General features: G+C 69.2%; 14 protein-coding genes. 4 read left to right on the plus strand and 10 right to left on the minus strand.

What is annotated here, in order from left to right:
• Positions 1-6: 6 nt before the first annotated feature.
• Positions 7-876: a carbohydrate ABC transporter permease gene (locus Aco03nite_RS31040; protein WP_239145580.1), complete on the minus strand. Its 870-nt coding sequence runs from the start codon at positions 874-876 to the stop codon at positions 7-9.
• Positions 873-1,754 carry an ABC transporter permease gene (locus Aco03nite_RS31045; RefSeq protein ID WP_239145581.1) on the minus strand — a complete coding sequence of 294 codons (882 nt, stop codon included), beginning with the start codon at positions 1,752-1,754 and terminating at the stop codon, positions 873-875. The genes Aco03nite_RS31040 and Aco03nite_RS31045 overlap by 4 nt, the downstream gene beginning before the upstream one ends.
• Positions 1,755-2,043: 289 nt before the next feature.
• On the opposite strand from Aco03nite_RS31045, the gene Aco03nite_RS31050 reads away from it, so the two are divergent.
• The 3 genes from Aco03nite_RS31050 (at position 2,044) to Aco03nite_RS31060 (ending at position 5,087) form a co-directional block, all read left to right on the plus strand.
• Positions 2,044-3,051, plus strand: a complete 1,008-nt coding sequence (locus tag Aco03nite_RS31050; RefSeq protein ID WP_239145582.1) for a LacI family DNA-binding transcriptional regulator — start codon at positions 2,044-2,046, stop codon at positions 3,049-3,051.
• A gap of 44 nt (positions 3,052-3,095) precedes the next feature.
• Positions 3,096-4,055 (plus strand): acetylxylan esterase, encoded by a 960-nt coding sequence (locus Aco03nite_RS31055; RefSeq protein WP_203801157.1) that lies wholly within the window; start codon positions 3,096-3,098, stop codon positions 4,053-4,055.
• Positions 4,056-4,160: 105 nt separating this feature from the next.
• Positions 4,161-5,087 carry an alpha/beta fold hydrolase gene (locus tag Aco03nite_RS31060; protein WP_203801159.1) on the plus strand — a complete coding sequence of 309 codons (927 nt, stop codon included), beginning with the start codon at positions 4,161-4,163 and terminating at the stop codon, positions 5,085-5,087.
• On the opposite strand, the gene Aco03nite_RS31065 is transcribed toward Aco03nite_RS31060, so the two are convergent.
• Positions 5,073-5,732: an SDR family oxidoreductase gene (locus Aco03nite_RS31065; RefSeq protein ID WP_203801161.1), complete on the minus strand. Its 660-nt coding sequence runs from the start codon at positions 5,730-5,732 to the stop codon at positions 5,073-5,075. The genes Aco03nite_RS31060 and Aco03nite_RS31065 overlap by 15 nt on opposite strands.
• Positions 5,733-5,795: 63 nt before the next feature.
• On the opposite strand from Aco03nite_RS31065, the gene Aco03nite_RS31070 reads away from it, so the two are divergent.
• A complete protein-coding gene (locus tag Aco03nite_RS31070) occupies positions 5,796-9,059 on the plus strand; it encodes a PAS domain S-box protein (protein ID WP_203801163.1) in 3,264 nt (1,087 codons plus the stop codon).
• Here Aco03nite_RS31070 and Aco03nite_RS31075 read toward each other — a convergent pair.
• From Aco03nite_RS31075 to Aco03nite_RS31105, 7 genes are all read right to left on the minus strand, one after another.
• Positions 9,034-10,098: an LLM class flavin-dependent oxidoreductase gene (locus tag Aco03nite_RS31075; RefSeq protein ID WP_239145583.1), complete on the minus strand. Its 1,065-nt coding sequence runs from the start codon at positions 10,096-10,098 to the stop codon at positions 9,034-9,036. The genes Aco03nite_RS31070 and Aco03nite_RS31075 overlap by 26 nt on opposite strands.
• Before the next feature lie 148 nt (positions 10,099-10,246).
• Positions 10,247-10,537: an ArsR/SmtB family transcription factor gene (locus Aco03nite_RS31080; RefSeq protein WP_203801165.1), complete on the minus strand. Its 291-nt coding sequence runs from the start codon at positions 10,535-10,537 to the stop codon at positions 10,247-10,249.
• 612 nt (positions 10,538-11,149) lie between these two features.
• Positions 11,150-12,241, minus strand: coding sequence for a HEAT repeat domain-containing protein (locus tag Aco03nite_RS31085; RefSeq protein WP_203801166.1), 1,092 nt, complete (start codon positions 12,239-12,241; stop codon positions 11,150-11,152).
• Positions 12,242-12,692: 451 nt separating this feature from the next.
• Positions 12,693-13,346: a HEAT repeat domain-containing protein gene (locus tag Aco03nite_RS31090; RefSeq protein ID WP_373872645.1), complete on the minus strand. Its 654-nt coding sequence runs from the start codon at positions 13,344-13,346 to the stop codon at positions 12,693-12,695.
• Positions 13,347-13,396: 50 nt separating this feature from the next.
• Positions 13,397-14,065 (minus strand): SprT-like domain-containing protein, encoded by a 669-nt coding sequence (locus Aco03nite_RS31095; protein ID WP_203801168.1) that lies wholly within the window; start codon positions 14,063-14,065, stop codon positions 13,397-13,399.
• Between the two features lie 51 nt (positions 14,066-14,116).
• Positions 14,117-14,728 carry a 3-oxoacid CoA-transferase subunit B gene (locus Aco03nite_RS31100; RefSeq protein ID WP_203801169.1) on the minus strand — a complete coding sequence of 204 codons (612 nt, stop codon included), beginning with the start codon at positions 14,726-14,728 and terminating at the stop codon, positions 14,117-14,119.
• A complete protein-coding gene (locus Aco03nite_RS31105; RefSeq protein WP_203801170.1) occupies positions 14,728-15,414 on the minus strand; it encodes a 3-oxoacid CoA-transferase subunit A in 687 nt (228 codons plus the stop codon). Before Aco03nite_RS31105 ends, Aco03nite_RS31100 begins: the two co-directional genes overlap by 1 nt.
• Between the last annotated feature and the right edge of the window lie 25 nt (positions 15,415-15,439).

Raw genomic sequence — 15,439 nt, forward strand, 5'->3', positions numbered from 1 at the left:
TCGCTCCTAACCTTTGACGGCGCCGAGCATGACGCCGGAGACGAAGAATCGCTGGATGAACGGGTAGACGAGCATGATCGGCAGCATGGTGAGGACGATCGTGACGGCCTGGATGCTGGCCGCGATCTGCAGCGCGGCCTCGCTGGTGGCGGTGACGTCGGTGCCGGAGGTGGCCCCGGCGATCAGGTTGCGCAGATAGACCGTGACCGGGAACAACTCCTGTTTGTCCATGTAGAGGAAGCCGGCGAACCACGAGTTCCAGAACGCCACCGCGTAGAACAGCAGCATCGTGGCGAGCACCGCTTTCGACAGCGGCAGCACGATCCGTAGCAGGGTGCCGTAAGTTCCCGACCCGTCGACGGCAGCCGCCTCCTCCAACTCGGTCGGCAGGCTCTCGAAGAACGCCTTCATCACGAGCAGGTTGAAGACGCTTATCGCGTTCGGCAGCACGATCGCCCACAGCGTGTTGCGCAGCCCGAGGGCGCTGACCAGCACATAGTTGGGGATCAGGCCGCCGTTGAAGAACATCGTGAACACCGCGACGCCGACCAGGACACTCCGTCCGCGCAGCTGCCGCTTGGACAGCACGTAGGCGTAACAGGTGGTCAGGAACAGCGCGATGACCGTGGCCACCACCGTGTACACCACGGTGTTGCGGTAATTGGTCCAGAACAGGGCATCCGACATGACCTTCTCGTACGTGGTCGTGTTGAAGCCTTTCGGCCAGAGCGTCACCTGACCGGACCGGATCTCCTGCTCGCCGCTGAACGAGCGGGCCACGATGTTCACGAACGGGAACAGCGTCACCAGCACCACAGCGGTCAGCACGATGCCGTTGACCAGCTGGAACACCCGGTATCCCCGGGACTCGGTCACCACAGGCTGGTACCCGCCACGCGCCGGGACAGGGTGTTCGCGCCGAGCACCAGGGCCAGGCCGATCAGCGACTCGAACAGGCCGATCGCGGCGGCGTAGCTGAAGCTGCCGGAGACGATGCCGACCCGGTAGAGATACGTCGAGACGACGTCCGCCGTCCCGTACGTCAGCGGGTTGTAGAGCAGCAGGATCTTCTCGAATCCGACCGCGAGGAACGTGCCGATGTTGAGGATCAGCAGCGTGATCATGGTGGGGCGGATGCCGGGCAGCGTCACGTGCCAGGTCTGCCGCCAGCGGTTCGCGCCGTCCACCTTCGCCTGGTCGTAGAGGTCGGCGTCGATGGTGGTGAGCGCGGCCAGGTAGAGGATGGTGCCCCAGCCGACCGTCTGCCAGACCTCGGACGACACGTACAACGTCCGGAACCAGCCCGGATCCTGGATGAACGCGACCGGATCCTGCCCGACCGCCCGCAAGCCCTGATTGATCACGCCGTCCACCGACACCGTCTGCAGGATCAGGCCGGCGATCACCACGATCGACAGGAAGTGCGGCAGATACGAGACGGTCTGCACGAAACCCTTCAGCCAGCGGGTCCGCACCTCGTTGAGCAGCAGCGCGAGCACGATCGGCAGCGGGAAGCAGAACAGCAGCGTCAGCCCGCCGATCACGATCGTGTTCGTGAAGACCTGCCAGAACGTCGGATCGTCGAGGAACATCCGGAAATAGCGGAGCCCCACCCAGTACTCACCGAACAGATCGCCGCCGGGTTCGTACCGGCGGAAAGCGATGACGTTCCCGATCATCGGGAGATACCGGAAGATCAGAAAGAACACCAGCGGGAGTACGGCCAGCGAGTAGAGCTGCCAGTCACGTCGCACCGACTGGAGCATCGTGCGGCGCCGGGGCTTCGGCGCGGGCTGTGGTGGAACGTCGCTCCCGACGTCCCGTTCGGACGTGATCACCATGCAAACACCAACCGCCCAGCTCCGAAAGTTTCATCGACGGACCGGTATGTCTGGCGGCGAACGTAAATCTGTTACGAGCATGTGTCAAGGCACATCAGCGGGCTGTTCTGATGGTGATCGGCAGTGGACTGCGTCGATGTCCTGCCGGTATGGTGCAGCGAAATCTCGCTCGCAACTACCGATGGCGGTGCGTGATGTTTCGATGAGCCAACCCCGTACCACGATCGCGGTCATCGCCGACGAGGTCGGTGTCTCGGTGACCACCGTGTCCAAGGTCCTCAACGGCCGCTCCGACGTCGCCGCCCTGACCCGGGCCCGCGTCGAGGCGAGCCTGCAGGCGCACGGATACCGCCGCCGCAACCGCCGGCCACCCGCCGTCACCGGCCACATCGACCTGGTGTTCCACGAGTTCGACGCGGCCTGGGCGATGGAGGTCATCCGCGGGGTGGAAACGGTCACCACCGCCGCCCGCGTCGAACTGCTGATCTCCCAGCTCGACGGCAACCACCGGCCACCCCGGCACTGGGCCGACGACGTGCTCGCCCGCAGCCCGCTCGGCGTGCTCCTGGTGCTCTGCCACCCGACCGAGTCCCAGCAGCGGCAACTGCACCGGCAGCGCATCCCGTTCGTCGTCCTGGACACCGACAGCGCCACCGCCGCCTCGGTGCCGACGGTCGGCTCCAACAACTTCAACGGCGGCCTGCTGGCCACCCAGCACCTGATCAACCTCGGGCATCGGCGGATCGCCGTGGTCTCCGGCCCGGCCGACGTGCTGTGCAGCCGGGCCCGCGTCGCCGGCTACCGCTCCGCCCACGACGAGCACTCGCTCCCGGTCGACCAGAACCTGATCCGGTTCGGACACTTCACCGGCGAGACCGGCTACCAGCACGGCCTCGAACTCCTGGCCCTGCCGGACCGCCCGACCGCGGTGTTCGCCGGGTCCGACATGCAGGCCATGGGCGTCATCCGGGCCGCCCGCAAACTCGGGCTGCGGATCCCGGCCGACCTGTCCGTCGTCGGCTACGACAACGTCGAGATGGCCGAGTGGTCGGCGACCCCGCTCACCACCGTCGATCAGCACGTCCAGGACATGGCCGGCACCGCCGTGCGGATGCTGCTCGACCTGGCCCGCGGCGTGCCGGTCCCGATGACCCGCATCGACCTGGTCACCGAACTGATCGTCCGGGAGAGCACCGCCCCACCGCACTGATCGTCCGGGAGAACCGTCCCACCGCATCATCTGTGAGGTCCCGCATGGCCGCTTTTGATCTGCCGCTCGACCAGTTGGAGCGCTACCTGCCGGTGGTGCCCGAGCCGGACGACTTCGACAGCTTCTGGACGGACACCCTCACCGGTCTGGAGTCACCGCTGCGGTCGGCCGTGCCGTCCGAGAACGATCTCGCGATGTTCGACTGCTGGGACGTGACGTTCGCCGGGTTCGGCGGCTTGCCGATCCGGGCCTGGTACACCCGGCCCGCCCGTACCGGGGGCCCGCTGCCGGCGGTTGTCGAGTTCGCCGGGTACGGCCGGGGGCGCGGCCTGCCACACGAGCGTCTGTCCTGGCCGGCGGCCGGTTACGCGCATCTGCTGATGGACAACCGGGGGCAGGGTGATCTCTACGGCTGCGGTGGCGACACCCCGGACCCGGCCGGCGCCGGAACGACACAGGGCATTCTCTCGCCGTACGACTACTACTACCGCCGTCTGATCACCGACGCCGTGGCGGCTGTGGCTGCCGTACAAGAGCTGCCCGGAATTGATCGGTCCCGGGTGGCCGTGGCCGGGAACAGCCAGGGCGGCGGCATCGCGCTGGCCGTCGCCGGGCTGGTCCCCGGCCTGGCCGCGGTCCTGGTCTCGGCGCCGTTCCTGTGCCACATCAGACGGGCCGTCGATCTGACCGACACCTCGCCGTACGGGGAGATCGCCGGCTACCTGTCCGTACACCGCGGCGCGGGCCCGGCCGTATGGACGACGCTCGGCTACTTCGACGGCGTCCACTTCGCCCGCCGGGCCACCGCACCCACCCACTTCGGCATCGGCCTGCGCGACACGGTCTGCCCACCGAGCACCGGTTTCGCCGCCTACAACCACTACGGCGCCACCCACCCGGCCCGCCCGTCCCGCATCCTGGAGGTCTACCCCTACAACGGCCACGAACACGGCGACGCGGTCCACACCCGAGCCCAGCTCCGCTGGCTCCACGCCCGCTTCTGAAAGTGCCGCATGACACCTGTCATGGTCGGCCGGTGACAGCGGGAACTACTGCGTGACTCGGGTGGCTGGTTGGCTCGGGGTGTCCCGCCGATCGAAACGAGAACCATGCGCAACGCCCTGAAGATCGCTGCCGCCGTGCTGGTGGCCCTGCCGGTCCTGTCGCTCACCACGACCGCCGCCGTGAACGGGGAGGTGAGCAGGGCGGAAGCGTCGTCGATCGCGCCGTACGGGCAGCTGGTGCCGGTGGACGGCAGGCGGATGAACGTGGTGGTCGCGGGCTCCGGGCCGGAGACCGTGGTGCTGCTGCCGGGTCTCGGCACGGCGGCTCCCGGGCTCGACTTCCAGCCGCTGATCGCCGCGCTGCAGAGCCGGTACCGGGTGATCGCGGTCGAACCGTTCGGCACCGGGCTGAGCGACCAGGCCGCCAGTGAGCGCACCGCCGCGAACATCACCCGGGAGATCCACGAGGCCCTGCAACACCTCGGCGTCGACCGTTACGTGCTGATGGGCCACTCGATCGCCGGGATCTACGCCCTCACCTACAGCGCCGCCCATGCGGACGAGATGATCGCCTTCGTCGGGATCGACAGCAGTGTCCCCGATCAGCAGGGCTGGGACACCCCGATCCCGACCGGGGCGATCGCTACCCTCAGTGCTCTCGGGCTGACCCGGGTGCTGGCCGCCGTTGCCGGTGACCCCTACCAGGGCCTGCCCTACGACGAGCCGGCCCGCCGGCAGATGACGCTGCTCACCAACCGGAACGCGGCCGCGCCCACGATGCTGGACGAGATGGCGCACGCCCCGGCCAACTTCGCCGCGGTCAGCGGGGCGACCTTCCCCAGAACCCTGCCGATCCTTCTTTTTGTACGATCGAACGACACCGACGTGGCGGACTGGGTGGCCCTCCACGAGCGGCAGGCAGCGAGCGTCGCCACCGGCAGAACGGTCGTCCTGGAGGGCGACCACTACCTGCATCACACGCTGTCACCGGAGATCGCCCGGCAGACCGCGGCCTTCCTAGCCGCGCTCTGAGGTCAGGGCCTCCGCGATCCGGGTCGATCCGGTGTTGAAGCTGATGGTGCGGCCGATCGTGGACGGGTCGTGCAGGACCGCGAGCGTCACCGCCGCGACGTCGGCCCGGGACACCTCGCCGGGGGTGGCGCCCCGGGTGCCGGTCTCGATGCGGCCGGTGGCGGGGCCGTCGGTCAGTTTGCTCGGTGCGAGGATCGTCCAGGACAGGGCGGTGCCGGCCAGGTGGGTGTCGGCGGCGGCTTTCGCTTCCGCGTACGGAAAGAAGGGGTTGTCCTCGAGGATCCCGTGGCCGGGACCGGCGCCGAAGTAGGAGACCATCAGGTAGCGGCGCACGCCGGCCTGCTCCGCGGCCGCCATCGAGCGGATCGCGGCATCCCGGTCCACCGCATACGTCCGCGCCGGGTCGCCGCCACCGGCCCCGGCCGACCAGATGATCGCGTCATGCCCGGCGAAGTGCCCGGCGAGCGTGTCGGCGTCGAGCCGCTCCACGTCGGCGACCAGCGGAATCGCGCCGGTCGCGGCCACCTCGGTGGCATGATCGGGATTGCGGATGACCGCGGTCACCGCATGCCCCGCGCTGGTCAGCAACGGCACCAACAGCCGCGCCACTTTGCCATGCCCGCCGATGACCACGATGCGTTCCATCCACCCATTGTGCATCCGGTAAACCCCTCAAATCGGGTCCAATGGTGCCGACCGGGAGCGGTGATGACTACCACAGCTGCCTCGACGAATGCGGACCCCGACGTGGTCCGCGACCCGGCCCGTCTCGACGCGGTGGCGGCGACCGGGCTCATCGGCGGACCGCCGTCGCCCGTCCTCGACGAGATCACCGGGCTCGCCATGCGCCTGATCGGTGGCCGCGTCGCGCTGATGAACATGGTCGAGGGCGACCGGCAGAGCCACGTCAGCCTCAGTGGCCCGCCGCTCGGCCCCGGACTGCGCCAGGTCCCCCGTACCCACTCGTACTGCCAATATGTGGTGGCCGCCGGTGAGCCGCTGGTCGTCGGTGACGCCCGGGAACATCCGGTGCTGCGCAACAACCCGGCCATCGCCGCCTACCAGGCGGTCGCCTACCTGGGGGTTCCGGTCCGGTCGCCGAGCGGGCACGTGGTCGGGACGCTCTGCGTCTACGGCACCGAGCCGCGCTCCTGGCAGGAGTCCGACCTGGCGACACTGACCGCGCTGGCCACCGCCGCCGGCTCCGAGGTGGCCCGCCGGATGGCCGCCGACGAGACCGAACGTGGTCAGAGCGACGTGCGGTGGATGGTCGACGGCACCGGCGACGCGTTCGTGCAGACCGACTCGCAAGGCATGATCACCTGCTGGAACACGGCTGCCGAACGGATCTTCGGGCGCAGCGCGACCGACACCACCGGACAGCCCGCCGTCGAGATGATCATCGCGGCCGAGCAGCGCGACGTCTTCACCCACTGGATCACCGAACTCGGCAACCGGTCCTCCTGGACCCACCGCGAGTTCCTCGGTGTCCACCGGCAGGGCCGCCGCTTCCCGATCGAGATCTCCGCCGCCGTACGCAACCAGAACGGCGTCCCCACCACCTACGCCTTCGTCCGCGACATCAGCCTGGTCCGGCGCCGCGAGCAACTGCGCCGCCTGGAGTACGCGGTCTCCGGAGCCCTGGCCGCCGCCGAGACCGCCGAACACGCCGCCGAAGCCGTCGTCGCCCGGGTCGGCGAGGGCCTGATCTGGCCCTACGTCGAGTACTGGCACCTGGACCCGGACGGCGACGACCAACTGGTCCGTGTCGCCGACTGGTCCCGCGACAGCAAGACCACCACCCCCATGCGCAACACCCGGGAGTACGGCCGGGGCTGCGGCGTGGTCGACAAGGTCTTCCAGTCCCGGGCCGCCCGCTGGAGCACCGACCTGGCCAGCTCCGACACCACCCGCGCGCCCGCCGCCAAAGCCGCCGGGCTCAACACCGTCGTCGCCGTCCCGGTCCGCAACGGCCCCGACGTCGTCGGTGTCCTGGCCATCTTCGACAGGCGCGTCGTCGACCCCGAACCCGACCTGATGGCCGCCCTCGACTCGGTCGCCGCACACATCGGCCAGTACGTGCACCGCCGCCGCGCCGTCGACCTGGAACTCGAACTCAGCCGCGCCCGCCGGCACTTCGACCAGATCGTGTCCAACCTCAGCGACTTCCTGTGGACCGTCCGGATCACCTCCGACAGCGCCGTCCGCCTCGTCTACGCCAGCCCCAACAACACCGCCATCTTCGGCGGCCCCGCCCCCTCCGGCGGCGACCTCAGCCGCGCCATGGCGGCCATGATCCACCCGGACGACCGGGAGATCTTCCTGGACTTCCGGGACACCCTCACCTCCGGCGCCCCCGCCCAGGTCGCCTGCCGGCTGATCGGCGGCGACGGCGTCACCCGCTGGGTGTGGACCCGCGGCCAGCCCCGCCGGGAGAACGGTGTGCTCTACGTCGACGGCGTGTGCAGCGACGTCACCGACCGGCACCACGACAACACCCGGCTGCGCCAGCAGGCCGAACTGCTCGACCTCGCCCCGACCGCGGCGGTCATCGTGCGGGCCCTGGACGGGCGGATCACCTACTGGAACCGGGGGGCCGAACACGTCTACGGCTGGAACGCCGCCGCCGTCACCGGCCGGGGCATCCACAAACTCCTCGACACCCGCTTCCCCCTCGACCAGGAAGCCGTGGAACAACAGCTGCTCGCCACCGGGGAATGGTCCGGCGAACTCGACCACCTGCGCAGCGACGGCACCCGCATCGTCGTGCTCTCCCACCAGGGCGTGCAGTACGACGACGACGGCCAGCCGATCGCGTACCTCGAGGTCAACGTCGACGTCACCGCCCGCAAACAGGCCGAACGACAGCTCGCCGACAGCGAGAAACGGCTGCGCACCCAGTTCTCCCTGGTCACCGTCGGGCAGGCGGCCCTCTCGCTGGACGGGCGGCTGCAACAGGTCAACCCGGCGTTCGCCGAGATCCTCGGCCGGACCGTCGCCGACCTGGAAGGACGCACCCTCGACGAGATCACCCACCCCGACGACCGGGCCGAGAACGACCGCACCGCCGCCTACATGTTCACCGAGGACCTGCCCACCGGCCGGTACCTGCGGCTGCTGCACACCGGCGGGCACGTCGTCGACGTGGAGATGGGCATGTCCCTGGTCCGCGACACCGACGGCCAGCCGGTCAGCTTCATCGCCGTCGTCCAGGACGTCACCGCACGCCTGGCCGCCGAACGCGAACGCGACGCCGCCGCCACCCTGCTCGGCATCCGCAACGACGAACTACAGGACATCAACAGCCGGCTCGCCGACGCCAATGCCCTCAAACTCGACCTGATGGGCATGCTCTCGCACGAGATCGGCACACCCCTCAACACCATTGCCGGGTACGCCGAGGTCCTGCTCGCCGACACCGTCCACCTCAGCCCCGGCCAGCAGAAACCACTCGACGTGATCGCCCGCTCGGCGCGCCGGCTCAACCAGCTGCGCGCCGAGATCCTGGCCATGTGCACCATCGACGCCGACCGCCTGCAGGCCAGCCCGGAGCCGGTCCCGCTGGCGGCGGCGCTCGCCGACACCCTCACCGGGCTCGACCTCGACGTCCCGGTGACCTGCCCCGGCGACCTGGTGGCCCTGGTGCACCCCAGCCACCTACAGCAGATCGTCACCAACTTCTGCACCAACGCCGCCAAGTACGCCGGTGGGGTCACCCGGATCACCGCCGAGCGCCGTGCCGAACGGGCGATCATCGCCGTGCACGACGACGGGCCCGGGATCTCGCCGGAACTGCGGCCGGCCCTGTTCGACAGGTTCACCCGGGCCACCGGGAACGACCCGTCGATCCAGGGGCACGGACTCGGCCTCTACATCGTCCGCGGGCTCGCCGAAGCCAACGGCGGTGTCGTCGGCTATCAGGCGGGGCAGCCGGTGGGCAGCATTTTCACGCTGTCGTTGCCGGCTCTTTGAACGCTGCGTCCGTTGTGAAGGCTGCGTCCTTTTTGAAGGCTGCGCCGGTCAGGGTGATCGAGCGGATCCGGTCCTCCACCGACTGCGCGTGGTGGGCCGTGATCAGCTCGTCGGCCTGACACTCGGCGGCGAAGTTCGTCAGGTAGTCACGGACCTCGTCCGGCGTACCCACCGCGGTGTATTTCGTCATCGAAGCCAGCTGACGGCCGTTCGGTGAGGCCAGGAACGCGTCGATCTCGGCGTCGGTGAAGTTCTGGCCCACCGAACCGCGGGTGATGAACGCCCTGGTCCGCGCGCGGTAGGCCGCCTTCATCTGCTCCACCGCCTCGTCGTGGTCCTCGGCCGCCACCACGTTCACACCGGCGATCACGTACGGTTCGGCCAGCTGCTCGGACGCCACGAACGTCTCCCGGTAGATCTTTACCGCCTGGTGCAGGGCCTCCGGGGAGAAGTGCGAGGCGAACGCGTACGGCAGGCCCAGCTGCGCGGCCAGCTGGGCACCGAACAACGACGAACCCAGGATGTAGAGCGGCACCGGCTGCTCCGCCCGCGGCACCGCCTGCACGCCCGGGACCAGCGACTTCCCGGACAGATAACCCTGCAACTCCTGCACATCCTGCGGGAACGACTCGGCCGACATGTGGTCCCGGCGCAGCGCCCGCATCGTCACCTGGTCACTGCCCGGCGCGCGGCCCAGCCCCAGATCGATCCGCCCCGGGAACAGCGTCTCCAACGTGCCGAACTGCTCGGCGATCACCAGCGGTGAATGGTTCGGCAGCATGATCCCGCCCGCACCGAGCCGGATCGACTCGGTGTGCGCGGCCACGTACCCGATCACCACACTTGTCGCCGACGACGCGATGGTGGCCATGTTGTGGTGCTCGGCGTACCAGACCCGCTGGTAGCCGGCGCTCTCGGCGGCCCGGGCCAGAGCCACGCTGCTCTCGAAACTGTCGCGCGCGGTGTGCCCGGCGGAGATCGGAGCCAGATCGAGCAGGGAGAGTGCGGTGGGCATTGGGGTGCCGCCTTCCAGAGTCACGGTTTCACGGTGCAGCGTGCGGTTTCAGATGTCTCGGCCCGGTGGCGCCGGCCTGATGTCTCGGCCCGGCGGCGTCGGCTTGATGTCTCGGCCCGGCGGCGTCGGCTTGATGTCTCGGCCCGGCGGCGCCGGCCGGATGTCCCGCGGATCACAGCTCGCGGAGGCGTTCGGCGAAGGCACGGATCCGCTCCTCGTCCCGGCGGAAGTAGATCCACTGACCGCGACGGGTCGCGAGCAGGAACCCGGCCCGCTGAAGAACCGCCAGATGCGCGGAAACGGTGGAGGCGGAACACCCGGCCCGGCGCTGGATCAGCCCGGCACAGACCCCGATCTCCGCGGTCTCGCCCCCGGCCTCCGGGAACTGACCCTCGGGATCCTTGAGCCACTCCAGAATCGCCAGCCGAGTCTCGTTCGACAGCGCCTTGCACTCCGCCAGCACGCCGACGCACCGTCCTTCGTCATTTCGCTTAATCCCGAAATTACGTCACCGAACGTGGAACCCGCCACCAGAGATGACACTCCTCACCCCTCCGGCCCCGGATGGTGATGCCCAACCCGCGGTCCGGTCCTCCGCCGCCCGGACCGGTGAGCCGTCACTCGCCGCGGACCGCGTTACACCACCATCAGGGACTCCACTCTGCCGCGGGCCCTCGTCCGAATGCGGACGCACCTTCATCTGGTGCGGCATCGCCGATTGATCTCGTGCGGCATCGCCGATTCATCGTGTGCGGCATCGCCGACGAGCCGACCTGGCCAGGCTTGAAGTCCTCGGTGACCAGCTCCACACAGAACGTCAGCCGACCCGTCACCGCGCCCGGCAGACCCCCGGTACCGGAGGACGGCCCACCGCGCGTGTGGAACTGGAGCCGATTATCGGCCCGGTCGCCGGTGGTGACCTCGACCCACGTGTGCGGGCATCCTTGTCGTCTGATCAGTCAGGGTGCGCGTCTGCCTCGCCTGATCGGTTGGGGTGTGCGCCTGTTTCACCTGATCTGTTGGGGTATGCGTGTATATCGCCCGATCTGTCTGGGTGTGCGTCTGCCTCGTCTGATCAGTCGGGGTGTGCGTTTGCGCGCAGGGTCAGCACGTAGGTGGCGGTGAGAGCGACAGCCCGATCGCTGTCGGCTGACAGTTCGGTCAGGGCTCGGGTTGCGGCTTCGCCGGGGATGTCTGCCAGTGCCTGTGTCAGCCGTTGCCGGGCCGCCGCCCGGCCGCGGTCCGGAGTTCCCTCCGCCAGGCGGGCCTTGATCTCGGCTATGCGGCCGCTGAGGACATCGGTGATCCGGTCCGCCATGACCGGATCGGCGGCCAGCGCTCCCAGTGCGTCGGCGGCATCGGCGTCGCTGGTGTTCGCGACGATCATGCCGACCAGGGTGGGGATCGCCCCGTCCGCGCCCCGCGCGCCCAGAGCCACCGCCGCGTGCCGCCGGACCGCGGCATCGGAGTTGGTGAGCGCATCCTGGAGTTGCGCAGTGGCCTCCTCGGCCGGGAACTCGGCGATGGTCAGAACGGCCCGTTTCCGCACCGCCCCCGAGGAATCCCGGAGCCCGGCCGCCAGAAGTGCCAGAGCGTCCTCCCCGCTCCGCGCCCCTGCCCGACTCCCCTCCGGATCGCCGATCTGATCCCCCAGCTGGACCAGCGCCCAGCGCAGGGCGCCGGCCACGTTCGGGTCCGATTCGGTCAGGACCGCTTCCACCAGGGCTTCCACCGGCATCGGGACGTCCTCGGCTGCGGACATCGCTGCCTGCTGGCGGCGGCCGGGGTTGTCCGATCCCAGGGCCTGCAGCAGCGACACGATCTGGAGCACGTCCTCCCAGCCGGCCGCACCGGCCACGCCGATCTGCTGCAACCTGGTGAGCAGCCTGGTCTCGTCGGCGATTCGCTCCCGGGTTCGGGTGATCAGCTCGCTGACCAGTTCGGCCGGGTCGAACGCGGGATCGTCCAGCGCCCGGCCGGCCTCTTTCAGCGACAGCCCCAGTGACCGCAGGCTCTCGATGTGGAAGATCCGGCGGATGTCGTCGCTGGAATACTCCCGGTAGCCCGACCCGGTCCGGCCGGTCGGCTGGACCAGCCCGATCGAGTCGTAGTGCCGCAACATGCGGGCACTGACCCCGGACCGTCGTGCCACATCTCCGATCAACACGAACCCATGGTCCCTCCTGAACCGAGCCCACCGGTCACCGCCGGCCCCAACGGCACGCCGGGACATTGCCCTGTCGCTGAGGAAGGGCTGCGCGACGACGCGGCGGGATCACGCGATCCGCTCGCCGTTTCCGCTGGTGGGAATCGGACTTCCCTTGTCGGGCACCATCGTGGAAGAAGCGTGCGGTGCCTCCGGGAGCGATGGGAGACCGCCTGACGATGCGGCGGGCCGGGGTGTTGCGGCAGACCGGAGTAGAGCGCCTGGCTCTTCACCCGGGTGGTCGAGCGCGTCCGGCCGGTGGTCGAGCGCGTCCGGCCGGTGGGGGAGCGCGTCCGGCCGGTGGGGGAGCGCGTCCGGCACTTCAACCGACTGGGGGAGCAGGTCTGGCTCATCGGCCGGAGTGGGAAAGGGCTCCGGCTCTTCGGCTGGCTGAGGGAGGGCGCCCGACTCGTCAGGCGGGCCGGGGGGGACCGTCGGGGCCGAGGGCCACGATGCGTTTTGCCTCTTCGATGGCGAACTCGAAACCTGCGTCCGGGTCGCGGTAGAGGTGTTCGGTGGCTAGCGCATGGTATCGTACCGCAAGGGTGGGATTGGTTGCCTTTGTCGCCAGGAGCGGCAGGACCGGGTCGCCCAGGGTGATCAACGCTCGGCTCAGGCTCAGGCGGGTCTCCCGGTTGCCGCGGCCCAGCTGGGTCGTCAGGATCTCGGCCAGCGAGTGCACCTCGCCCTCGGGGACCAGGCCGGCCGCCGTGCGCCACGCCGCCCGGGCCACCTCGTCGTCGGGGTCGGTCAGCAGCTCCCGGGTGATCGACGGCCAGGCCGAGCGGTCGCCGATCTTGGACAGGGAGTGCAACGCCTGGCTGCGGGCCTGAGGGCGTGCCGACGTCAGCTCGCCGAGCAGGCGGGGGAGCGTCTCCGCGGACCGGTGACGGGTCAGGGCCCAGGTCAGCATGTCGCGGACGTAGAAGTCCGGCTCGACGGCGCACTGCTCGACAAGCGTGTCGATCAGATCCTGGTCGGGTGTCGTGCCGGCGGCCAGGGCGGCCTGCAACCGCACCGACGAGTTGTCGTGTGACAGCGCCTGACGGACTCGGGTCGTGTTCATCGGGACCACCTTTCTCCGGTCCCAGTCAAAAGCTTGTCACCGTGTCAAGGTCAAGCCACCGGCTCCACCATCGCGAACGTGGCGTTCAGCAGACCGGCCCGGGTCTGCACGTGGTAGCGGCTGCGGCCCTGCTTGACGATGGTGCCGACCAGCCCGCCGTATTTTCCGCCACCCTTCAGGCGTACCCGATCACCTATCTTGAACGCGACGCCGGGCCGCCCACCCTGCACCCGGACCATCTCGGCCGCGTAGGCGGCCTGCATCGGCGCTGCCTGCCCCCGGTACGTCCAGGCGAAGACCGCGCTCCGGTCGAACGCCCGGGAGCAGCGCGAACACGACCGGACCCGGGTCGGCCGCCGATGCGCGGTGGTGCGGTGCCCGGCGGGGCAGAAACCGACCCAGGACCCTTCCACCCGCGGTACGCCCTCCGGCACACACCTAGTCCCGGAGCAGCCGATTCGCTGGGCGGTGGCACGCCACACCGCGTCGTGGCCGTGCTTGGCGCCGACCAGCGCGTGCGCGATCTCGTGCAGCACGGTCTCGGTCACCTGTTCGACGGTGTAGATGTGCATGAGTGGCCGGGACAGCCCGATCTCCTTGGTGCCGGGCCGGCACACCCCCGCCCGGGTCTTGGCGTTGTCGAACGTCAACTGCCAGCCCTTGAGCCCGTGCCGGGCCATCAACCCGACGGCGAGCTCCCGCGCCTCACCCAGTTCCAACCCAGCGGCTCCTCACCACACGACGCAAAAAACACGAACGGGACAGTGAGATTACGTCACTTGCCGGAGTTGCTCGCGAGTGATCCCGAAGGACTCCCGTACCACCGCTCCGCCCGCCCCGACGTCGAAAACGGCGAGATCGGTGTAGACGCGACTGACACACCGTAAGCCGGTCAGTGGATATGTGCACTTCGGCACGAGTTTCGGCCGCCCCTGCTTGTCGAAGAGCGTCATCATCACGTACACCTGCTTGGCCCCGATCGCCAGGTCCATCGCCCCGCCGACCGCCGGGATCGCGTCGGGGGCGCCGGTGTGCCAGTTCGCCAGATCACCGTGCACCGAGACCTGGAACGCACCGAGCACACACACGTCAAGATGACCACCGCGCATCATCATGAACGAGTCAGCGTGATGAAAATACGAGGCACCCGGCAGTTCGGTCACCGGCACCTTCCCGGCATTGGTGAGATCGGGATCGATGTCGTCGCCGGTCGCGGCCGGGCCCATGTTGAGCATGCCGTTCTCGGTGTGCAGGATGACGCCCTGCTCCGGCGTGAGGTGGTCGGCGACCCTGGTGGGCTGGCCGATGCCGAGGTTGACGTAGGAGCCGGCCGGGATGTCCCGGGCGACCAGGGCGGCGAGTTCACCGGTGGACAGCGGCATCAGCGGGCCCCTTCGACCATGTAGCTACGAGCTTCGGCACGGACCACCCGATCGACGAAGATGCCCGGTGTCACGACCGTCTCCGGATCGATCGAACCGGCCTCCACCACCTCGCTGACCTGCACGATCGTGGTGGTCGCGGCGGTCGCCATGACCGGGCCGAAGTTGCGGGCGGTCTTGCGGTAGACCAGATTGCCGAGCCGGTCGGCCCGGTGGGCGCTGATCAGCGCCACGTCCCCCTTGATCGGGAACTCCAGCACGTAGTCGCGGCCGTCGATGGTCCGGGTCTCCTTGCCCTCGGCCAGCGGTGTGCCGACCGCGGTCGGGCAGTAGAACGCGCCGATCCCGGCCCCGGCGGCACGCATCCGCTCGGCGAGGTTGCCCTGCGGGACGACCTCCAGCTCGATACGGCCGGCCCGGTAGAGGTCGTCGAAGACGTAAGAATCCGACTGCCGGGGGAAAGAACAGATCACTTTCTGGACCCGGCCGGCCTTCAGCAATGCCGCCAGGCCGACGTCCCCGTTGCCCGCGTTGTTGCTGACGATGGTCAGACCGGTCGCGCCCTGACGGATCAGGGCGTCGATCAGATCGAACGGCATGCCGGCCATCCCGAAGCCGCCGACCAGCACCGTGCTGCCGTCGGCGATCCCGGCGACCGCCTCGTCCACGCTCTCCCGGAGCTTCATCTCAGGACACCTTTTCCAGTACGAC

The sequence above is a fragment of the Actinoplanes couchii genome (genome assembly GCF_016862075.1).
Lineage (GTDB): Bacteria > Actinomycetota > Actinomycetes > Mycobacteriales > Micromonosporaceae > Actinoplanes > Actinoplanes couchii.